This window comes from Caballeronia sp. LjRoot29, assembly GCF_964252755.1.
In the GTDB taxonomy this organism is placed as follows: Bacteria; Pseudomonadota; Gammaproteobacteria; order Burkholderiales; family Burkholderiaceae; genus Caballeronia.
Genome location: NZ_CAXUPU020000033.1, coordinates 68,079 through 87,950, shown reverse-complemented (window position 1 = coordinate 87,950; position 19,872 = coordinate 68,079). Strand labels below are relative to the sequence as shown.

Genomic DNA, 19,872 nt, shown 5'->3' with positions numbered 1-19,872 from the left:
ACAGCCTTTTTGAACTGCCCTCTTACGAGATGTGAGGCGCGTTAGTCTTGATTGATGCCTTCGGAATATCATCAGGATGTCTATACACCGGCAAGCCGAGTTCTTCTGCCAGGCGGACATCGGCATCGGCGCCTTGGGACGCGCCATCAATTCGATACACCGCATCGCATTGCCGTATCAGGCGATTCGCGACCGGGTACAAGAACGTTTCGCTGATCGCATCGCCCACTACTTTGGAGCCTGCCGCTGCCGCTAGCGGAAGCGCCACCCACTCGCCGATCATCGGCATATGCCCGAGCCCGTAGACCTGCAGTGCAGCCTCTTCGAGCCGATGAAGATTGCCTGCAATCAACGTGGCGTCCCCATTCGTACCACTGCGGTACGGTCCCGCGATGAGTATCAGTTGAGGGGTCATGGCGCACTCCTTTCAATGACAGCATTTAAAGCGGCGAACTGCAGGAGCATGATGGTTTTTGCGTCGACGATCTCGCCGCGACGCACCGCACTCAGCGCATCGTCCAACGTCAGTTCGATCACTTCAAGATCCTCGCCCTCTGCCTCCACGCCGCCGCCTTGTCCCACGCGGGTCGAAGCGCCGTACTCGGCGATGAAGAAATGCAGCTTCTCGGTTACCGAACCAGGGCTCATGTACGCCTCAAAAACCTTCTGCACGTTCTCCACCCGATACCCCGTTTCCTCTTCAGCTTCGGCACGGATTCGCTCCTCCGGCGAGGCATTGTCGAGCAGTCCGGCGGCTGCCTCGATCATCATGCCGTCGTGACCATTGACGAACGCAGGCAACCTGAATTGCCTGGTCAGTACGACCGTGCGCCGGTCGCGATTGAACAGCAGAATGGTCGCCCCATTGCCCCGATCGTAAGTCTCGCGGCTTTGACGCTGCCACGCCCCGTCCCGGCGCTGGAAGTCGAATGTGGTCTTCTTCAGCACGTACCAGTCATTGGACAGAATCGTCGAGTCGATAATGCGAACCCTGTCTTTTGTAGCCACCATGTCATCAACTCCACGTCGCGCAAAAGGAGTAGCCATGGTATCGTGCAAATTCGTGCAATATCAAGCTATTTCGTGCAAACACCATGCTGACTTCCCAACGCAAGAAAGCGATTCTCAAAACCCTGGCGCGTGATGGTCAAGTGCTCGCCAAACAACTCAGCGAGACGTTCGGAGTATCCGAAGACACGGTGCGCCGCGACCTCCGCGAGTTGGCCGGCGAGGGTTTACTGCAGCGCGTTCACGGCGGCGCGCTGCCTGCATCTACGGCCGTGGCGCCGTTCGCCGAGCGAAGAGGCATTGAGTCGACGGCCAAGCGCGCGATAGCCGCCGCGGCGGCGGCCATGATCGAAGCCGGGCAGGTGGTGATCATCGATGGCGGTACGACCTCCGCTGAACTCATCCGCCAGATCCCGCACGATTTGTCGGCAACGGTGGTGACGCATAGTCCGAGCGTGGCCGTCGGGCTGGTCGATCATCCGTTGATCGAGGTGATTGTTATTGGCGGCCGGCTTTACAAGCATTCGATCGTGACAGTTGGCGCCGCTGCCGTCGAAGCGATGTCGCATATCCAGGCCGATATCTATTTCATGGGCGTGACGGGCGTGCATCCGACTGTGGGTCTGAGTACGGGAAACTTCGAGGAGGCGTTCGTCAAGCGCGCGCTCGCTGCCCGCGCGGCGGAAACGGTTGTGCTGGCTTCATCCGACAAGATCAACGCCGCGTCGCAGTACGTGATTGGTGACGTCACACTGGCTCAGACGATCATCGTCGAACGGGAAACAGAGCTTGCATTGACCAGGCCGCTGGAGGACGCGGGTATTACGATCGTGCGGGCTTAGTTAAGGAGCAAGCTTCAGCACGAGTCTTACGCTTACGTGCTGTCCGATACCGCTGGCGCATCCAAAGGCTGACAGCAAATCAGCAGCGATCAGAACTGCCCGCTTGCGAACATCGCGTCCAAGCACGCTTGCGGGCCGCCCACGACAACGCGTGCGGTGCACGCAAGCATGAGATTCATGTTCAAGCCGAAATCCTCGACCACGAAGCCGTTCGCGCAATACGCAGCGGATTCGTCCGTCCTCACCGATACACGCTCGAGCAGCGAGCGGTCGTCGCCGGTGTACGCCCATATCGGTTTGCCGAGCGCGGCGGCAAAACCGACTTCGAACGCCGTGCCGCTGTCCGGCTCGCCGACTCCGCGAAAGTCGTTCAGGTTGGCGAGGACGACATCGGCTGAACGAATGGCATCCATGTTGGCGCGGCAAATCCACTGCGCTTTTGCGCGGGGCTCAAGCTCGTCGGGAACCTGTCCGTCCAGCGGGTAGAGACCGATCATTCCGTGCGCCTGGCAGAGCGTTTTCAGGTGCTGGCCGTGACTGAGTGCGTCACTGCGGAAGACGTCGAAGCCCGCGAGGTAGACGCGCGGCGTGGCCGCAGCCCGCTCGATGGGCAGCGGGGAGGGTGCGAAATGCCCTTCGCGCACTTTGCGTCGAACCCGGTTCAGTTGCTTATGAACCGATGCCACCAGTTTCCCGGTGCGCGTCGCAATTTCCTCGACGCTCAAGCCCTGGTCGACTAGCTCGATCAAAGTCAGTTGCTTCTTGGTTGGGCCGCGCATTGCTCTCCTCATGTAACGCTTTCGGCAGACATTGCCCCGCAGGGGCGTAAGTAGAATGGCGAACGCGGGTCAAGTCAATAACCCTCTAGTGTGCGCTCAGACTTTACGCCGCGACCGCGACCGCGACCGCGACCGCGACCGCGTCAGCAAAGTCGGCGCGTCAACTCAGGCACTTCCGGCGCTTCAGGTCCCCGAGCCGGACGATTCGCACCCGATTCGCACCCATTTGCCAAGTATAAAGATTATTAAATTCGCGCATCGACGACAGGACTGCAGCGGCTATACAACGGTCGCTGCCTCGGAGATCGTCCATCGCAGGTTAAGTCACATCGCGCGCCGTCACTTCGCATGTCCATCCCGGCCAAAGCCCCTACCGGCCTTGCGCGCAAGCCGTGCCTGTCATGCAGTCAATGCAACTAGACCATAACAACAATGCACTGGAATTATCGCAGGCTTACCGTCAAACTGAAGACGCAAGCATCGTCTTGTCACTCAGCAGCGAGAATTGACAAGCCCTTACGTACAGATGCAGAGGGCTGATGATCTCGGTGCCAGCGACCAATCCGCATAAAGCGGAATTCAAAAACGGGGAGACAGTATGAGGAAGTTGAGCAAATGGCGTTATGCCTTGCTGCCGGTCGCGTTGGCTTGTCAGCAAGCGCATGCGCAATCGAGCGTCACGTTGTATGGCGTCGTCGATGAAAGCGTCCGCTACATGACGAACGCTAACAAAGCCGGTGATTCAAGCGTAGCGCTGGGCAATGGCGGCATGACACAAAGCCGTTGGGGCCTGAAGGGCGTCGAGGATCTGGGCGGCGGTTGGTCGACCTTCTTCAAGCTCGAAAATCGGTTCGACATCAATAACGGCCAAAGTGATCCCACGTTGCCCTATTTCAACGAAGCACAGGTCGGAATACGCTCGAGTACCTATGGCCAGGTCATTATCGGTCGTCAGTACAACGTGATGATTGAAGGGATCACCATTGGCGGGTACGGCAGCAATCCCTGGATTCCGTACGACTTCAGCTTCCAGCCCGAGGTGACAATGACCGGCGGGATCTGGACCAGCAATCAGGTTCAGTATCAGTTTCATGCTCACGATCTCATGGTCTCGGCAGGCTATGCGTTCGGCGGTGTCGCCGGTCACACCTCGTATGGCAGCGAGATGGGTTTGGCCGCCGCCTACGCGCCGGCGGGCGGTCCGGTCTCGCTGGGTGGCGCGTATAAGGAATCAAAGGATTCAGTGAATGGCGCCGATTCAAAGTCGTGGACCTTTGGGGGATCGTACACATGGGACAAGACGCGATTTGCGCTGGGGTATATCGTTGATCAGAACGACGCCGGGTTCTCCAACTTTGCTAACGGACCCTTTACGGCGGCAGCGCTGACGGCGCTCAAGTACACCGACTTTTCAAAACGCCGCATGATCATGGGCGGCGTCACGCAGCAGGTGGGCAACGCGTGGCACTTTGCAGCGAACGTGTGGCGCACGCTTCAGGATGGCAAGACTCAGTCGAAGAACGGGTCAGCGTGGCAGTATCAGCTAGTGGGTGACTACAACTTGTCCAAGCGTACGGACGTTTATCTGGAAACAGATTACTCGCAATATCGGGGAGACCTGATCGGCGCGCAATTGCAGGGTGTCAATGGTATCGGGCTGGCTCAGAAGGGCACACAATTGGGCGTTATGGCCGGCTTGCGTCACCAGTTCTAACTTCACTGCCCGCTCGATAAAAAACTGCGGCTCCCGAATTTAACCGGGCGCCGCAGTTTTTTTTAGTCCTTGCATTTCGGAAGCCGGGTCCCCGGAATTGAACCGCTCTCAAACGGAAGGTTGTTGCAGCCGCCGATGCGAGCGTTGCGGATCGAGCAACAAGAATCCTGCTGCACCCACCAGGATCAATAGCACGCCCGTGGCGCTAAAGCCCAACTCGTACCCTCGATTGTTCGCCACTGCGCCCAGCACCTTGCCCATCGCCGCAGGCGCAATCAAACCCGCCAACGTCGCAATAGAATTCGTGATTGCCAGCATCGCGCCGCGCCGTGAGTCAGGCGTGACCTCGGCCACCAGCAGAGGGCCGAACGTGAAGGCCTGGAGGGCCAGCGCGCTTGCCAGTGCCATCACTGCGACTTTCACGAACGGCGGAGCATCCAGGTAAAGCATGCAGTAAGCCATTCCACTCGCGACGCATGCGCTGCTAATCAGTGCGCCACGCGCGAGCCGCGACGGCACCCCGCGTGCGAGCATTCGATGGGACACCATGGCCAGCGCGAGCCCGATGGGAATTTGCGCCGCCACTTGCAGAGCGAAAAGCCAGCCGGCCTCCGTGGCGCTGAACCCGAGCGCTACCCTAAAATAGCTGGGTACCCAGGTCACGCCTATCGCTATCACCGAATAGCCGACAAGTCCCTGCAACAGCACGCCGATCACGGTCCGGTCAGTGAGGAGCCGCCAATAACTCACACTGGGGCGGACTGGAGCCCAGCCAGCGCGCAGCGCATTGTTGAGCGGCTGGCGGCGATGCTTAACGCCCCACGTATCGCCGCACTTATCGCCGCTCTTTCCCACACCCAGCCAGAGGAGTGTCCACATGACGCCGACCACGCCCAGCGATAGAAACGCTGCGTGCCAGTACCAGCGCTGAGCGATGAAAGTAAGCACCGGCCCGGCCAGGATGATGCCGGTTGTGGCGCCTTGCTGGACGATGGTGGTTGGCAGCGCGCGTTCATGATCCTCGAACCAGGTGTACACAACGTGCAGCGCGAGCGGTGACGCCGGCCCTTCTCCCGCGCCGAGCAGGATCCGGCACGCCAGTAGCACGGCGAAGCTGGTGGGCCACGCTAGCGGCAACTGCGCGACGGCCCACACGAGCGCCAGGCCCGCCATCAGCCACTTCACGTTGAGCCGGTCGGCAACCAGCCCGACGCTGATCCCCGATAACGCGAATAGCAGGAAAAACGCACTTCCGATGATTCCAAATTGCGTATGCGTCAACTGCATGTCGTGCATGAGCGGCAGCGCGACGAGACCCAACACGGCTTTGTCGGCGAAATTGATCGCCATGAAGAGAAAGAGCGTCGCCACGATCACCCAGCGTCGATGGCTTGTTGTTGCCGTGGGCGCAGAGCCGTCCAGCACGAATCTGGATTCTTTTACTTCAAACATCTCATGCTCCTGAAAATGTCCTGGCAGTGGGGGCAGCGAGCTTCGTACCCCGACGCGTTACCGATAGCAGAAAATGGAAACGATGGCGGACAAGGCGGGTTTTGGAGCGGTGCGCGATGATGGGGTTTTCAATAACGTCTCCTATGCAGCTCTAATGGTGGCCTGATTCAAGGGGGTCCTGGCCGCTGGTTTGCCGCCCATTTGAGGTGGTATAACGCAATAGTTCAAGTGCAATATCTTTATCGGAACGTTGCAGAAAATGCATGAAATCAATTCGCGTCGACTCGCTCACGTTGTTGCGCTGGCTGAGGAAGGAAGTTTCGCCCGCGCGGCTGGCCGGGTCCACTTGAGCCAGCCGGCGCTGAGCCGCAGCATTCAGGCGCTTGAGGACGAACTGGGCATGAAGCTGTTCGATCGGGCCGCGCGAGGGGTCGCGCTGACGGCTGCCGGCCGCCTCCTGGTCGAGCGCGCGAGGCGGGTTTTGTTCGAAACCCGGTGCATGTTTCGTGATGTCGAGTTGCTTAAGGCGCACGAACTCGGCGAGGTGAAAATTGGCCTCGGACCCTATGCGGCTGTTGTGCTGTTGCCGGACCTGCTGGTCGAGTTTTCACAGCGTTTTCCGAAGATCAAGGTATTGATCGAACTGAGCGAAGGCGAAGAATTGGTGCAAAAACTTCGCGCGGAACGGGTCGATTTCGTGGTGACTGACCGGCGCGTTCCGCCCGTCGCGCCGGATCTGGCGTTGCACCGGTTGCCGCGTCATGAAGGCGGCTGGTTTGCGCGGCCGGATCATCCACTGCTCGCGCGCGGCCCGGTGCCGCTCTCCGCGTTGCGGGAGTTTCCGCTCGTTTCCGTGTCGCTGCCCGGGTTCATGAAAGATGCGCTGCATCGCCTGCTCAAGTACCGCGCGCACGAGGAAATTCCGTTGCAAGTCGAGTGCAATGACGTCGCGGTGCTCAAGGAGGTAGTGGCCAGAACGGACGCGGTTTTGTTCGCAACCGCCTCGGCGGTCCGGCGCGACCTGGAGCTTCGGCGTCTCGCGCGCATCCCGCTTACGCATCCGCCGAAACTGAGCCTTGAGTTCGCACTGGTGTCGCTGGCTGAGCGAACGCATTCTCCAGCCGCCAGCGCGGCGCTGGCGTTGACCGAGGAAGTCATGAACGTTACCAATACGGCCGCGCGAGGCATGATGTAAATCGTGAAGTCGCCGGGCGGCAGGCATAGGGCTTTCCCTTGGCCGGGTTGACAAAGCCCGGGTGTTCGCCGAGGATCCGGAATCCCGATTCCGTTTTTATGCAGCATCGCTTACAAAACCCCATGTCCAGACCCGAACCACGAAGCCGCGCAGCAGTTGAATCGTCTCTCGCCGTACCACGGCAGGCGCGCAGTCAGATCGGGCTGGAAAAGATGCTTCAGGCCGGCCGCGAGTTGATCGAGGCGAGTGGCAATCTGGACGATCTGTCCATCACGGATATCGTTGAACGCTCGGGTACGTCTATTGGCGCGTTTTATCGGCGCTTCGATAGCAAAGACATGTTTTTCGACGTCGTGCTCGACCGCGCCATGACCGAAGGTCGCGACCGTATTCGCGACTTGGTCGCGAGCGGGTCCGAATGGCGCTCGGGTGACGCACGGGCAGTCGCGAATGCGATCATCGAAATGTACGTGCAGTCGTTTCGCCGCAACCGCGGGCTGTTCCATGCGTCCCTCTTACGCGTGGCGCGGCCGAGAGCGACGTGGGACGTCGTCAAGGAAGCGAACCGCGACGTGCTTGCGTTGATCGTGCCGCCGCTTGTTGCCGCGATCATTAAGGAACGTGGCGCGAAAAAAGTGGATGCAGGGCCGATTGAGTTCGAGGTGCAGGCAGCGCTTCAACTGATCCTGGGGATGCTCGTCAACATCGTCCTGAACAACCCGGGTCCGTTGACGCTGACGAGCCGCCGCCTCGCGCCTTGGCTCAAGACACAATTTTGCCGTTGCCTGATTTTGGCTACTCCATGATTTTTCACAAAAAACGGAATAAGAATTCCGATTCCGATTTGATTAACAATCACCGCAAGGAGACATCCATGACCCCATGTTGCGCCGGCACATTGCGCCAGCCCGCTTTTGACGCGCCACACATTGGCGAGCCGCTTGATGTCGCGTTCGATGCCGGCGTGAACCTCGCCTTCGCGATTGCCGCGCCCACCGTCCCGCCGCGTTTGACGGAACATTCGAAGCGCATGGCGCAGCGCATCTACCGTGTGGCGGAGCGCGTGTACTGCGCGGTCGGTTATGCGATTGCGAACATCATCTTCGTGGTTGGCGACGACGGCATCGTGGTGATCGACACAACCGAGGCGGTATCGGCGGCAAAACGTATCTATGAGGACTTCTGCGCAATCGATCCGCGCCATGCGCAGTTGCCAGTGAAAGCGGTGGTGTACACCCACAACCACACGGACCACACGGGCGGCGTGCGTGCGTTTGCCAATGAGGCGCAACTGGCCGAGGGAAGTGTCGAGATCATCGCGCATAGTTCGTTGATGGAAACAGTCATCAACAACGCAAATCTTGTCGCGCCTATTCTCGCGGCGCGCTCGGCCTACAGCTTCGGCACCTTGCTGCCCGCTGGCGCGACCGGCAAGGTCAATGCAGGAATCGGGCCGGTGTTGATTGCCGAAGCGGCCAGTTTTCTCGCGCCGACGCATGTCTTCGACGATACGCTGGACATCGTGCTCGCAGGGGTGCGGTTCGAGTTCCGCTATGCGCCATCGGAAGCCGATGACGAGATCGTAATGTGGCTGCCTGAGCTTGGAGTCCTGCTGTCGGCGGAAGTGATCCAGGGCGAGTGTCTCGCGAACGTGCATACGCTGCGCGGCACGCGCTATCGCGATCCGGTGCGCTGGTATCGAACGATTGACATGATGCGTGGCTTCCATGCAATGCACATGGTGCCGGCGCACGGCCGGCCGGTGTCGGGCGAAGCGGCGGTGGCGGAGGTATTGTCCGTGTATCGCGACGCAATCCAGTTCATCCACGACCAGGCGATCCGCCATATGAATCTGGGCCTTACGCAGGACGAACTCGCCGACGCCATTCCGTCGCTGCCCCCACATCTGGCAGGGCACGCGTGGCTGGGCGAGTACTACGGCACGGTCAAGCATTCTGTGCGGCAGGTCTACACCGGACAACTCGGTTGGTTCGACGGCGACCCCGCTTCGCTCGATCCGTTGCCGCGTGGAGAGCGGGCCCGTCGCACGGTCGACATGATGAACGGTGCCGAAGCCGTGCGCGCGGCCGCCCGGGTGGCGCTCGGGGACGCGGACTGGCGCTGGGCCGCCGAGTTGGCCACCTTGCTCGTGCGACTCGATACAACGGATACCGACGCCCGCACGATCAAGGCGGAGGCGTTGCGAGGGTTGGGGTACCAAACCGAGAACACGAACTGGCGCAACTGGTACCTGAGCGCGGCGCGCGAGCTGGAACATGCCTATGACGAACTGCCGTTCGCGGGCGGCGGCGGATTGGCCTCCATGGACGTGATGCGCGCGCAACCGCTTGGCAACGTGTTGCAGCGCCTTTGCGTTGGCGTTGATCCCGTTCTGTCTGCCGATGTACACATGGTCCTCGCGCTGCGGCTGACAGACCGGGACGCCACGTTCGCGCTCGAATTGCGCAAGGGCGTGCTTCAGGTTCACGAGCGGCCCTGGCCAGACGCTCACCTCCAGCTTTCACTCAATACCGCTGCTTTGTACACGATGCTGCGCGACATCGCGGGCCAGGTGCCGGATCTGCTTCAGGACGGGACCGTTGTTCTGGAGCGCGGAACCGGTGATCAACTGCGTATGTATATAGCCTGTTTTGATCGGCCGTCGCGACGCTTGCCCGCGCTAGCAGCACGTTAGACATCGAGGAGCAAAAGAATGAAAAGCACAACGGCAAGAATCTGGTTGGAAGCTTATCCGCCCGGGGTTCCTGCTGATATCGACCCGGCCCGATACCGTTCCCTGCCGGACCTGCTCGACGAGAGCTTTGAGGCGTTTGCGTCACGGCAGGCGTTTGCCTGCATGGGCAGGACGCTGACGTATGCGGAACTCGATGTGCAATCGCGCAATCTAGGCGCGTGGCTGCAATCGAAGGCGCTCGCCCGCGGTGCGCGCGTCGCGATCATGATGCCGAATGTGCTGCAGTATCCGGTGGCAATGGCGGCTATCCTGCGCGCTGGTTATGTGATCGTGAACGTCAATCCGCTCTATACGCCACGCGAACTCGAACATCAACTGGTCGATAGCGGGGCCGAGGCAATTATCCTGCTCGACGCATTCGATCCCGTCCTCCAGGCTGTTCAACACAATACGCGGGTGGCGCATGTCGTGGTGACGTCGATGGGCGAGATGATGAGGGCGTCAGACTCGCTTACGTTGGACGCGCAGGCGCGTACTCCGCGTACCGGTTTCTGGGACGCGTTGGCGCAAGGTGCCCGCAGCCCGTTTGTGCGGGCCGACCTCAAGCCGGATGACCTGGCGGTGCTGCAATACACCGGTGGTACAACGGGCGTTTCCAAAGGGGCGATGCTGCTGCATCGGAACCTGATCGCCAACGTGCTTCAGAGCGAAGTGTGGCGCGAGCCGGTGACCCGGAACCGCCCCGATGCCCGTCCGATTGTCACTGTGGCCGCGTTGCCGCTGTATCACATCTTCGGACTGACGGTGTGCGCGTTCCTGACCATGCGCGCCGGCGGACTCGGTATCCTCATTCCGAACCCGCGCGACATTCCCGGCATGATAAAGGCGCTGCAGGGCTACGCGATCAACTCGTTCCCCGCCGTCAACACGCTATATAACGCGCTGTTGAACGACCCCGGTTTTGCGACGCTCGATCTGTCCGGCCTGATGCTTGCGAATGGCGGCGGCATGGCAATCCAGCAAGCAGTGGCCGCGCGCTGGTATGAGCGAAAGGGCAAGCCGATCCTCGAGGGCTACGGGCTGTCGGAGACTTCGCCATGTGCGACAACCAACCCGTCCAACGGCACTGCGTTTAACGGAACGGTCGGGGTGCCGTTGCCGTCGACGTTCGTTTCAATTCGCGATGACGACGGCCGCGAGGTTCCGCATGGCGAGCCCGGCGAGATCTGCATTTTTGGTCCGCAGGTGATGGCGGGCTATTGGAACCGGCCCGATGACACCGCCAGCGTCATGACGGCGGATGGTTATTTTAAATCCGGCGACATCGGCATCATGGATGTACGCGGCTTCGTGAAAATTGTCGATCGTAAGAAGGACATGGTCATTGTGTCCGGCTTCAACGTTTATCCGAACGAAATCGAGGACGTGGTCGCCTCGCATCCTGGCGTGTTGGAGGTCGCGGCAATTGGCGTGCGCGATGAACATGCGGGTGAGGCGGTGAAGCTGTTTATCGTGCGTCGTGATCCGGAACTCACGGAAGGCGACATCCTGGCGTTTTGCCGGGAGCAACTGACTGGGTACAAGAGACCGAAGACCGTCGAGTTTTGCGACGAACTGCCCAAGAGCAATGTAGGGAAGATCCTGCGGCGTAAGCTTCGCGAGCGGGAAAGTTAGCAAGCGGGTGTTATCGGCTGAGTTTGAATCGGATCAGACTCAGCCGGAAGCGGCCTTCAGAGCCGCGCTCATTAAAGTGTTTGATCCCTTCCAGAATTTGCTCGCTAAGCGAACTCCCTAAGCGCGCTCCCTTCCTGTTTTATTCCACCGGGCAGCGCCATCCGTCGATCAAGCGAATTGGCCGCAATTCATCGCCCTCCCATTGAAGCGCTCGCATTCGCGTGACTTAAGGCACGTATAGAATAGCCGCTTATTCGGCTAAAGCGCTCGGGGGAGCGCTGGCCGTGACGAGCAATATGACACGGCAGTCGCGCATAAAATGAATCGATCCATGGATACGAAAATAGCGCCATTTAGCTTGCCTCGCTGGAGATTCACGACCTGGTTATGTTATTCCGGGTCCGATGTACCCGACGATATCCGGGTCGCGCTGATCGGAAGTCTGTTCGGCACGCTGCCTATTTTTGCGGGCGGCGTGCTTAACACCATCGCCGTCTCCGTGGCTATCGCGCTTCGCGAACCCTCGGCGGCATTCATTGCATGGGTGGTGATAGAAGTCGTTCTGTGCAGCGCGCGGCTGATCTTGCTCGTCGCGGCGCATCGGGCAGCGAGGCGCGGGCAACCGACCTACACCGATATCTATCTGCTCCTGGGTGTGCTTTGGGGCGCCAGCGTGGGTTACGGTGCATTTATCAGCATCCTGAGCGCCGACTGGATTGCTGCCACGCTCTCGTGCTTGTCCGCTGCCGCGATGGTAGGGGGCATCTGCTTCCGGAATTTCGGCGCGCCCCGGCTGGTCGGGATCATGATTCTTCTGTCCCTTGGCCCGTGCTGTATTGCAGCGGCAATGTCCAAAGAGCTCATCCTGAGCCTGACGCTGATTCAGATTCCGTTCTACCTCGTCGCAATGAGCATTGCCGCGTTCCGCCTGAATGGACTGCTCGTCTCGACCATGAAAGCCGAACGGGAAAACGATCACCGTGCGCGCCATGACGCGCTGACCAGCCTGCCGAATCGTGCCGGGTTGATCCATGCGTCGCAGACCCGATACAAAACGGTGTCGGACGGCGCGGCGAAAACGGCTGTTCTTTATATCGACCTGGACGGCTTCAAACCCGTCAACGACCAGTACGGCCACGAAGCAGGGGACCTTTTGCTGGTGATGATCGGTGGCCGCCTCAACGCATTGAAAGGGCCGGAGGACATGGTGTTTCGCATTGGCGGCGACGAATTTGTCGTCACGGTTGGCGCGCAAAACTATGAGGAAGCGGCGGCGTTCGCGGATCGCCTGATCAGCGAAATGTCCGCATCGTTTCCATTGACCGCGCATGTCACGGTGAATGTCGGCGCGAGTATTGGCGTGGCGCTGATTCCCGATCACGGCAGCGACGTGCTGACGGCGCTCAATGCCGCCGACAAGGCGCTCAACGTCGCGAAAGCGATGGGCAAATCGCGCTGGAGTTTCGCCTCGTAGAGAGGGCGCTCAATCTTCGCATCTGGAATGTTCGAAGTAAGCTGATTAATACTTAGGCATCCTTGTTTAAGTATGTCCTGGTGCTGCTGCAGTCGATCCATGCTCGACACCCTGGATTTATATCCGGGCGCGACCTATAACACCGTTCAACGCGCTGGTTAAGGCATTGCACTTAAGGTCGGCCACAGCTGGAAGACGCCGAATCCTGCCCGTTCTTATGACGATTCCCCCTTTGTTATGACCTGTGAATCCTGACACAGGGGAAACTCTCGGCCATCCAAACAGAACCGCTTTAATGGACCGGTATGCGTGGTTATCAACGCTGCCGCTGCGTTAAGGCATTTGCGAAGCTGACCGTCTCACGTGGGACGGCGTGTCGAGCGCAGGCGAGGTCCCGCTTGGCAACGGCGCAGCCTTGATGAACGTGCTCCGCCGGCCAGCATCGACTTCGCGATAACTCGATTCGTCCGGTCGACCGTCCCGCGCCACTTTTTTATCGCTGGGAGGATTTCATGGACACGCCCATGGAAGTTGTGAAGCGGGCTTATCAAGCGTTCGGGCGCAAGGACATCGAGGCAGTCCTCGAGTGCATCGCGCCGACGGTCGATTGGCGGGTCGTAGGTCCCGCCTCGTTGCCTTTTCCAACGCAGTGCCATACCCGGCAGGAGGTTGGCCAGTTCTTCAAGGAGCTGGATGCGGACGGCGAGATCACGGCGTTCGAACCCCGGGAGTTTATCGACGCGAAGGAGCATATTGTCGTTCTCGGGTTTGTCCGGGTGACGCTCAGCGAAACCGGCAAGCCATTCGAGTCGGAGTGGGTTCACATCTGCACCGTCAAGGACGGCTTGTTGACGCGCTGGATTGAGTTCTTCGATACGGCCGCGCGTTTGACCGCGTAGCGACCGCAAATGCCGCATGGCGCATGGCCCGATCTGGGTCGTGCGCGCTACTTGCTTCTTCGTGGCGGATTCCGCCGGACAATTGTCCGGCGCGTGATAAAAGGCAGCGAGTCGTCGATAAATCGCGCCGCCGCTAAACGATTGCATTCGCCCTATCGGACCTGCGTTCGCTTTCGCCAACCGGCTTCGACCCGCCGTTCAGCCACGCCATCTCCACATGCAGGAGTTCCGACAAGCGGCGGCAGTCCGCGGCTCGCGGCAGAGTGATACCCGCGCGCCACAGCGCAACATCCCCTTCGGTAACACCCAGCGATTTCGCTACGCGTCCGGACGAAAGCCCCGAGCGTTTGATGGTCATGTCGAGCCTGGCCGCGAATGCGCGGCCTAACCGTGTGCTATCGGGGGCGTCGCTGACGTGGTGGTCGGAAAGAGAAGGTGCGTTCATGGATGTCGCAAGACCTGATAAGCGGTGACGGTGGTCGAACGGTGCACTGTACGCGACGAAAGAGTCGTGACGGTGACATTACATACCGCTCACAAATGCTCATGTGTCTGCGACCGTACATAACGCGAAAGGCGCTGCGAGTGATCGCTCCCGGTACGCCTTTTTAATGACGTTTTGATGGCAACCGAACATTGAACGGATGTTTTTCGACACTCCTCTATTCGATGGCACTTCTTCGCAGACAGCCTGTCGAACCGCCCGGCGATGAACGCAATACTGAACGCAACGCGCATCTCGCCTCGCACACATCGATCGATTGCTGCAAGGAGGATGAATGCCGACGAAAGCAAAGACGAACACGAAGGGTGGCCGCGAGAAAGCAAGCCGCAAGTTGTCGGCCTCACGCCGCGTAACTGCGCAAGGAAAGCACGGCGACAAAGCTCATTCGCCGGGTGTGGCCAGCAAGAAAAACCCGCTCGGCTCCCGGGTCCTCGCACAGCCGGTTTTTGCGCAGCCCCAGGCGACCGCCGACCCGACCGTGTTCCGCGTGCCCCATCCCTCCGATGACGCGGCCTACAAAGAAATCGACAAACTCAATGCCGAACACAAGCTGTTCCCGTTGCCGTTCCCTGCGCCACGAGGCGGAGTAGAGCCCACGCTGACGCTGGCCGATGTGATGGGCGGCAACGTGAACGCGGCCCATCGAATCAATGCGGGCGGCCAACTCGTTTTTCATGCAACGGGAGATTGCGGCAACACGAGCGGTCCGGCTTCGCAGAACCAGGTGGCGGATAAGATGACCGCCGACTTCGTGGAGACGGCCGCGAACGAAGTGCCGCAGTTCGCGTTGCTGCTCGGTGACGTGGTCTACGACTTCGGCGAGGGGAAGTACTACTACGACCAGTTCTACGAACCCTATCGGGACTATCCTGCGCCTATCCTCGCTTGCGCGGGCAATCACGACGGCATGGTTTCGCCGGAAGCTCACGCCAAGAGTCTGGCCGCATTCTTGCGCAATTTCTGCGCCGAAAAAATCGTGGTCACGCCGGAAGCGGGCGGTTTGTCGCGTACCGCGCAGATCCAGCCGGGCGTCTTTTTTACGTTCGAAGCACCGTTCGTTCGCGTGCTGGTCCTGTACAGCAATACGCTGGAAGATCCGGGCGTGATCGCGGATTCGCATGTAGGTAAAAGCCAGCTTCAGTTCCTCGATGCCGCGCTCAAGCGGGTCAGGTCGGAGAACTATCAGGGCGCGCTGATCATTGCCGATCACCATCCGCCCTATACCGTCGCGGCGCACGGCTGGAGTGTCGAGTTGCTGGCCCAGATCGACAAGGTGTGCGCGGCGAACGGGATCTGGCCGCATGCCTTCTTGTCGGGGCACGCGCATAACTATCAGCGCTTCACCCGTACGCGCAGTGCCGACGGTACGCATATTCCGTATCTCGTCTGCGGCAACGGCGGCCACGCTCTCGCGAAGCTTGCGAAACACGGCGACACCCCGATGCGCGCGCCGCAGGTCATCCAGGCGGCAAGCAGTTCGACGGACCAGGTCGTGCTGGAAAGTTACGACGACACCCACTACGGTTATTTGCGTATTGTCGTAACGCAGGCGCAACTTCGCATTGAGTATCACGCGACAACATCGGATGGGAGTTCCAGGAAATCGCCGAGCGATTACGTCACGGTCGATCTCGCGACTCGTCAGATCGCGCATTTTGAAGCACCCGACCTCGGGCGCCCGGCGGCCGCGGCAACGGCGCGTGCAATGTTCGAGCGAGGGCGCGCGCAGGAGTAAGGTGCAAGAAGGTGCAAGAAGGTGCAAGAAGCTGGAGGCAGCAGTTGCTGCCGGTCTTAACACGAGGAGGATGCATGGCAGTGAACTACGGGGTGCTCAAGGGCACCGTGACCGGTCATCTTCGCAATGCCGATGACGACCACTATCAAATCCTGGTCCACGCGGGAACAACGGTTTTCCGGATTGCATCGAACGTCAAGTCGTCGGCGCCGCACGCGCCGTCAACGGTATTGTTCGAAGAGCGGGATACGTTGCCCGATTCATTAACGAGCGGCCTGGGCGCGTTGACGCCCGGTTTCACCAAGCTGCCATCCACGCCCGGCGGTCTCGCCATCGACTACGTGCGCAGCGGTCTGGTCAATACCAAGGCGATGACGCTGGTTCCCGCCGACGCGCCCGGTTCGACCAATGACCTGAAAGACAAACTGGAAAGCGCGGTCGTTGCAGCGATGGCCATGGAAGGGTCGATCATTTACGCATTTGGATCGCGATGGGGTCCTGAAGAAAACAAGCCGGACCAGTATTTCAAGTTCGTCCCCGGCAATGGTGTTCACGACATCCATATGAACCAGGGGAACGCCGCCCCGTATGAGCAGGATAACGGCGTGTACCAGGACGGGGCGCTGATGATCGCGTATGCCGACAAGACGTGGCGCGCGTTTTTCTTTGCGTTCCAGTCGCAGACCTTCGATACCGACGACCACGGCAATCCGATATCGGGCGGCTAAGTGTGTTGGTGAAGTCTACGAAAAGTCATCCATGACGGATGGCTTTTCGTACTCCCGCCAGAGGTTAAACCTTCTTCAAATAGCAGGCTTTCAGCATGAAACTGCCGGCGTCCATCTTGCAATCGACTTCATGATCGCCGCCGACCAGCCGGATGCTTTTCACTTTCGAGCCGACCTTCAGGGTGATCGACGAGCCCTTCACTTTAAGGTCCTTGATCAACACCACGGAGTCGCCGTTGGCCAGCACGTTGCCATTGGCATCTTTCACGACGGCATTTGCGTCGTCGTCAGCTGGAGCAGTTTCCGAAGTTGACCATTCATGACCGCAGTCTGCGCAAACGATTCGATCGGCGTCCGCGTAGGTATTTTCCATCGCGCATAGTGGGCAGGCTGGGAGTGTAGGCATGGTTTCTTCAAATAATCGTAACAGTCGGGGAGGCGTGACGCGCTCCGGCGGCCGGGATTATAAGGCAGCCTAATCGTCGTGTATAAACCGGGTCAGTTGCACGCGAACCATCGCGCCCGACACACGCCGGACCGGGATCACCGTTTCCCGAGGCTGGAATTCCATCGGCGCGAACGTGCTTCCCAACTGCCGTTCTTCCGGTTATGGACAAGGCCGGTGAAGCGCGCGCATGGTCTCTCGCCAAGTTGCAATCCGAAAAAATTACCTCACCAAGGCAAGGTGGACGAAAATCGTCAATCAATGAGCAAACGCATTAATCGGGGCCGGAATAGCGTGGCGTTTTTAAGCTCGATTAGCGGACTTCATCAGGCTCGCGCGGCCTTGATTCGGGCTAAATCGTCCGCAAATGAATGCTTGCCGGAGCTAAATGTTGTAGTTTTTCTGCATCCGGCTACTAAATACGCCCGATATTGGCGTTTACCGCACTGGCAGCAAGCAAATTGCTATAAACTGTACGACCCGCGCGAATACTGCGCTCCTTAGCGCGCCCGCCTCCAAACTGATTCAGTTTTGCTCGAATCAACGCATCGAATGGCTGAATAAGCTGAATAGCTGAACCCGAGGTGATGATCCCGTCGGTCGTCACGGTAGTGCTCGTGTCTAACCGCTTGTGCACTGGTTTGTTATTACAGAGCAAAGCTGTCGAGGAAATGTATGACAAGTTTTGATCCAACCGAATCTACCGCCGGAAACGGCGTTCCTGCAAAAAAATCGAAAGCCCGCCGTGGGTCTGCCGACAAGTTGTCGCGGCCCATGGACGAAAGCGTTTGCTCGCCCGAGCAAGCCGATGAACGTCAACGCCAGATGCGGGCGTTGATTCAACTGGGCAAACAGCAAGGTTTCCTGACCCACGCAGAGATCAACGATCACCTGCCGGGTAACTTTGCTCAGACATCGGCTATCGAAACCATTGTCAGCACCTTCCGCGACATGGGCGTGGCCGTCTATGAAGAAGCGCCTGACTCGGAAACGCTGCTGCTGAACGATTCCGCCCCCACGGCGGTGTCGGACGAGCAGTCGGACGAAGAAGCGGAAGTCACGCTGGCGACCGTCGACTCGGAATTCGGCCGGACGACCGATCCCGTGCGTATGTATATGCGCGAAATGGGCAGCACTGAATTGCTGACCCGTGCGGGCGAAATCGAAATCGCGAAGCGCATTGAAGATGGCCTTGGCGAGATGATCAAGGCGGCATTTACGTGCCCGTCGACCGTGATCACGCTGCTCACGACGGTGGACAAGATTGTCGCGGGCGAGTTGCGCATCGACGAACTGGTCGATGGCTTCAAGGACACCACGCTCGACGAAGACGCGGTGGCGGCTGATGCCGATACCGACGCCGAACTCGACGAAGCTGAACTCGCGTCGGAAAGCGACGACGAAGACGGCGAGACCGAAGACGAGCAGGCAACGCGTGCAAACGCAACGCGCCTCAAGCATTTGCTGCGCGACTGCCTGCCTATCTTCTCGAACGTGCGCGACCATTTCGACGAGTTCCATAAGGCTTATATCGCCGACGATTCGCGTACCGGTGACTGGCCCAGCGTGCAGGAACACATCCAGCGCGAACTGGCGACGATCCGCTTTACCGCTCGTACCATCGACCGCTTGTGCGCCGAGGTTCATGAGCAGGTCGAACAGGTCCGCACCATCGAGCGCCGGATCCTGAAGATTGCTGTCGACCTGGCGGGCATGCCGCGTGAGAAGTTCGTGGAAGTATTCCCGGGCCACGAAACGGATCTCGAGTGGACAACGCGTCACGCGACGGCATCGAGCGCCTACGGCAAGGCACTTGAACGCAGCCTGCCGGCCATTCAGGCAGAGCAACAGAAGCTGATCCAGATCGAGTCGAACCTGATGTTGCCGCTGTTGCAGCTGAAGGCGCTGAACAAGCAGATGACGTCCGCCGAGCACAAGATGCGTCAGGCGAAGCGCGAAATGACGGAAGCGAATCTGCGTCTGGTGATCTCGATCGCGAAGAAGTACGTCAACCGCGGCATGCATTTCCTGGATTTGATCCAGGAAGGCAACATCGGCTTGATGAAGGCCGTGGACAAGTTCGAATACCGCCGTGGCTGGAAGTTTTCGACGTACGCCACGTGGTGGGTCCGTCAGGCTGTGACGCGTTCGCTCGCCGACCAAGGCCGGACGATCCGCGTGCCGGTGCACATGATCGAGACGATCAACAAGCTGAACCGCGTATCGCGCGAAATCCTGCAGCAAACGGGACAGGAAGCGCATCCGTCGGTGCTGGCGGTTCGCCTCGATTTGTCGGAAGAAAAGGTTCGCAGCATTCTGAAGATTGCACGTCAGCCGGTTTCGCTCGAAACGCCTTTGGGCGAAGACGGCGACACGACGCTGGGCGACATGGTGGAAGATTCGAATACCGAATCGCCTGCCGACGCCGCCATGCACGCCGACATGCGTCTGGCGATCAAGGACGCACTGGATTCATTGTCGCCGCGTGAAGCGAAGGTGCTTCGCATGCGCTTTGGTATCGACACCGTATCCGACCATACGCTGGAAGAAGTCGGCAAGCAGTTCGATGTGACGCGTGAGCGGATTCGCCAGATTGAAAGCAAGGCGATGCGCAAGCTCGTGCATCCGAGCCGGTCAGAGAAGCTGCGTTCGTTCCTGGCACATTAAGGTTTCGACGCAAGGCTTGTTGAAAAGTAGGTTGGCGCCGTTGGACTCGCAAAGGGTCCA

18 protein-coding genes are annotated in these 19,872 nt (G+C 59.5%); 11 read left to right on the top strand and 7 right to left on the bottom strand.

The window, feature by feature from the left end:
* Nucleotides 1–22: 22 nt before the first annotated feature.
* Both ACSQ83_RS28235 and ACSQ83_RS28230 read right to left on the bottom strand, forming a co-directional pair.
* Entirely contained in the window at nucleotides 23–415 is a 393-nt protein-coding gene (locus tag ACSQ83_RS28235; RefSeq protein ID WP_436230454.1) for a DUF4406 domain-containing protein, read from the bottom strand.
* Nucleotides 412–1,011 (bottom strand): NUDIX domain-containing protein, encoded by a 600-nt coding sequence (locus tag ACSQ83_RS28230; RefSeq protein ID WP_436230453.1) that lies wholly within the window; start codon nucleotides 1,009–1,011, stop codon nucleotides 412–414. The genes ACSQ83_RS28235 and ACSQ83_RS28230 overlap by 4 nt, the downstream gene beginning before the upstream one ends.
* Nucleotides 1,012–1,094: 83 nt before the next feature.
* Between ACSQ83_RS28230 and ACSQ83_RS28225 the strand changes: the two genes are divergently transcribed.
* Nucleotides 1,095–1,850: a DeoR/GlpR family DNA-binding transcription regulator gene (locus tag ACSQ83_RS28225; protein ID WP_436230452.1), complete on the top strand. Its 756-nt coding sequence runs from the start codon at nucleotides 1,095–1,097 to the stop codon at nucleotides 1,848–1,850.
* An 89-nt stretch (nucleotides 1,851–1,939) separates the two neighbouring features.
* On the opposite strand, the gene ACSQ83_RS28220 is transcribed toward ACSQ83_RS28225, so the two are convergent.
* Nucleotides 1,940–2,629, bottom strand: coding sequence for a nucleoside 2-deoxyribosyltransferase (locus ACSQ83_RS28220; protein WP_436230451.1), 690 nt, complete (start codon nucleotides 2,627–2,629; stop codon nucleotides 1,940–1,942).
* A 598-nt stretch (nucleotides 2,630–3,227) separates the two neighbouring features.
* On the opposite strand from ACSQ83_RS28220, the gene ACSQ83_RS28215 reads away from it, so the two are divergent.
* Nucleotides 3,228–4,343 carry a porin gene (locus ACSQ83_RS28215; protein WP_414953328.1) on the top strand — a complete coding sequence of 372 codons (1,116 nt, stop codon included), beginning with the start codon at nucleotides 3,228–3,230 and terminating at the stop codon, nucleotides 4,341–4,343.
* A 108-nt stretch (nucleotides 4,344–4,451) separates the two neighbouring features.
* On the opposite strand, the gene ACSQ83_RS28210 is transcribed toward ACSQ83_RS28215, so the two are convergent.
* Complete coding sequence (locus ACSQ83_RS28210) at nucleotides 4,452–5,795, bottom strand: MFS transporter (protein ID WP_414953329.1); 1,344 nt, start codon at nucleotides 5,793–5,795, stop codon at nucleotides 4,452–4,454.
* 259 nt (nucleotides 5,796–6,054) lie between these two features.
* On the opposite strand from ACSQ83_RS28210, the gene ACSQ83_RS28205 reads away from it, so the two are divergent.
* The 6 genes from ACSQ83_RS28205 to ACSQ83_RS28180 all read left to right on the top strand — a co-directional run bounded on the left by ACSQ83_RS28205 (nucleotide 6,055) and on the right by ACSQ83_RS28180 (nucleotide 13,732).
* Nucleotides 6,055–6,990, top strand: coding sequence for a LysR family transcriptional regulator (locus tag ACSQ83_RS28205; RefSeq protein ID WP_414953330.1), 936 nt, complete (start codon nucleotides 6,055–6,057; stop codon nucleotides 6,988–6,990).
* Between the two features lie 122 nt (nucleotides 6,991–7,112).
* A complete protein-coding gene (locus tag ACSQ83_RS28200) occupies nucleotides 7,113–7,796 on the top strand; it encodes a TetR/AcrR family transcriptional regulator (RefSeq protein WP_436230450.1) in 684 nt (227 codons plus the stop codon).
* 68 nt (nucleotides 7,797–7,864) lie between these two features.
* Nucleotides 7,865–9,685 carry an alkyl sulfatase dimerization domain-containing protein gene (locus tag ACSQ83_RS28195; protein ID WP_436230449.1) on the top strand — a complete coding sequence of 607 codons (1,821 nt, stop codon included), beginning with the start codon at nucleotides 7,865–7,867 and terminating at the stop codon, nucleotides 9,683–9,685.
* Nucleotides 9,686–9,703: 18 nt separating this feature from the next.
* Nucleotides 9,704–11,359: a long-chain-fatty-acid--CoA ligase gene (locus tag ACSQ83_RS28190; protein WP_436230448.1), complete on the top strand. Its 1,656-nt coding sequence runs from the start codon at nucleotides 9,704–9,706 to the stop codon at nucleotides 11,357–11,359.
* A 331-nt stretch (nucleotides 11,360–11,690) separates the two neighbouring features.
* Entirely contained in the window at nucleotides 11,691–12,833 is a 1,143-nt protein-coding gene (locus ACSQ83_RS28185) for a diguanylate cyclase (protein WP_414953333.1), read from the top strand.
* Between the two features lie 512 nt (nucleotides 12,834–13,345).
* A complete protein-coding gene (locus ACSQ83_RS28180) occupies nucleotides 13,346–13,732 on the top strand; it encodes a nuclear transport factor 2 family protein (protein ID WP_414953334.1) in 387 nt (128 codons plus the stop codon).
* 133 nt (nucleotides 13,733–13,865) lie between these two features.
* On the opposite strand, the gene ACSQ83_RS28175 is transcribed toward ACSQ83_RS28180, so the two are convergent.
* Nucleotides 13,866–14,177: a hypothetical protein gene (locus tag ACSQ83_RS28175; protein ID WP_414953335.1), complete on the bottom strand. Its 312-nt coding sequence runs from the start codon at nucleotides 14,175–14,177 to the stop codon at nucleotides 13,866–13,868.
* A gap of 334 nt (nucleotides 14,178–14,511) precedes the next feature.
* Here ACSQ83_RS28175 and ACSQ83_RS28170 point away from each other — a divergent pair, with 334 nt between their 5' ends.
* On the top strand, nucleotides 14,512–15,972 hold the full coding sequence (locus tag ACSQ83_RS28170) for a metallophosphoesterase family protein (RefSeq protein WP_436230447.1): 1,461 nt from the start codon (nucleotides 14,512–14,514) through the stop codon (nucleotides 15,970–15,972).
* 74 nt (nucleotides 15,973–16,046) lie between these two features.
* Nucleotides 16,047–16,700 carry a DUF2278 family protein gene (locus ACSQ83_RS28165; protein WP_414966400.1) on the top strand — a complete coding sequence of 218 codons (654 nt, stop codon included), beginning with the start codon at nucleotides 16,047–16,049 and terminating at the stop codon, nucleotides 16,698–16,700.
* Between the two features lie 64 nt (nucleotides 16,701–16,764).
* Here the strand turns inward: ACSQ83_RS28165 and ACSQ83_RS28160 are convergent, their stop codons facing one another.
* Nucleotides 16,765–17,106, bottom strand: a complete 342-nt coding sequence (locus ACSQ83_RS28160) for a zinc ribbon domain-containing protein YjdM (RefSeq protein ID WP_414966401.1) — start codon at nucleotides 17,104–17,106, stop codon at nucleotides 16,765–16,767.
* A 454-nt stretch (nucleotides 17,107–17,560) separates the two neighbouring features.
* The gene (locus ACSQ83_RS28155; RefSeq protein ID WP_414966402.1) at nucleotides 17,561–17,752 is read right to left on the bottom strand and encodes a hypothetical protein; all 192 of its coding nucleotides are present in this window, start codon (nucleotides 17,750–17,752) and stop codon (nucleotides 17,561–17,563) included.
* Nucleotides 17,753–17,919: 167 nt separating this feature from the next.
* Between ACSQ83_RS28155 and rpoD the strand changes: the two genes are divergently transcribed.
* The gene (rpoD, locus tag ACSQ83_RS28150) at nucleotides 17,920–19,812 is read left to right on the top strand and encodes an RNA polymerase sigma factor RpoD (RefSeq protein ID WP_414953403.1); all 1,893 of its coding nucleotides are present in this window, start codon (nucleotides 17,920–17,922) and stop codon (nucleotides 19,810–19,812) included.
* Nucleotides 19,813–19,872 lie beyond the last annotated feature (60 nt).

Excerpts from the sequence above, each read along its gene's own strand:
- ACSQ83_RS28230 (WP_436230453.1), bottom strand. The coding sequence starts at position 1,011 with ATGGTGGCTACAAAAGACAGGGTTCGCATTATCGACTCGACGATTCTG.
- ACSQ83_RS28185 (WP_414953333.1), top strand. The coding sequence starts at position 11,691 with ATGGATACGAAAATAGCGCCATTTAGCTTGCCTCGCTGGAGATTCACG.
- ACSQ83_RS28180 (WP_414953334.1), top strand. The coding sequence starts at position 13,346 with ATGGACACGCCCATGGAAGTTGTGAAGCGGGCTTATCAAGCGTTCGGG.
- rpoD (WP_414953403.1), top strand. The coding sequence starts at position 17,920 with ATGGACGAAAGCGTTTGCTCGCCCGAGCAAGCCGATGAACGTCAACGC.
- ACSQ83_RS28220 (WP_436230451.1), bottom strand. The coding sequence starts at position 2,629 with ATGCGCGGCCCAACCAAGAAGCAACTGACTTTGATCGAGCTAGTCGAC.
- ACSQ83_RS28225 (WP_436230452.1), top strand. The coding sequence starts at position 1,095 with ATGCTGACTTCCCAACGCAAGAAAGCGATTCTCAAAACCCTGGCGCGT.
- ACSQ83_RS28175 (WP_414953335.1), bottom strand. The coding sequence starts at position 14,177 with ATGAACGCACCTTCTCTTTCCGACCACCACGTCAGCGACGCCCCCGAT.
- ACSQ83_RS28165 (WP_414966400.1), top strand. The coding sequence starts at position 16,047 with ATGGCAGTGAACTACGGGGTGCTCAAGGGCACCGTGACCGGTCATCTT.
- ACSQ83_RS28210 (WP_414953329.1), bottom strand. The coding sequence starts at position 5,795 with ATGTTTGAAGTAAAAGAATCCAGATTCGTGCTGGACGGCTCTGCGCCC.
- ACSQ83_RS28205 (WP_414953330.1), top strand. The coding sequence starts at position 6,055 with ATGCATGAAATCAATTCGCGTCGACTCGCTCACGTTGTTGCGCTGGCT.
- ACSQ83_RS28190 (WP_436230448.1), top strand. The coding sequence starts at position 9,704 with ATGAAAAGCACAACGGCAAGAATCTGGTTGGAAGCTTATCCGCCCGGG.
- ACSQ83_RS28160 (WP_414966401.1), bottom strand. The coding sequence starts at position 17,106 with ATGCCTACACTCCCAGCCTGCCCACTATGCGCGATGGAAAATACCTAC.
- ACSQ83_RS28195 (WP_436230449.1), top strand. The coding sequence starts at position 7,865 with ATGACCCCATGTTGCGCCGGCACATTGCGCCAGCCCGCTTTTGACGCG.
- ACSQ83_RS28200 (WP_436230450.1), top strand. The coding sequence starts at position 7,113 with ATGTCCAGACCCGAACCACGAAGCCGCGCAGCAGTTGAATCGTCTCTC.
- ACSQ83_RS28215 (WP_414953328.1), top strand. The coding sequence starts at position 3,228 with ATGAGGAAGTTGAGCAAATGGCGTTATGCCTTGCTGCCGGTCGCGTTG.
- ACSQ83_RS28170 (WP_436230447.1), top strand. The coding sequence starts at position 14,512 with ATGCCGACGAAAGCAAAGACGAACACGAAGGGTGGCCGCGAGAAAGCA.
- ACSQ83_RS28235 (WP_436230454.1), bottom strand. The coding sequence starts at position 415 with ATGACCCCTCAACTGATACTCATCGCGGGACCGTACCGCAGTGGTACG.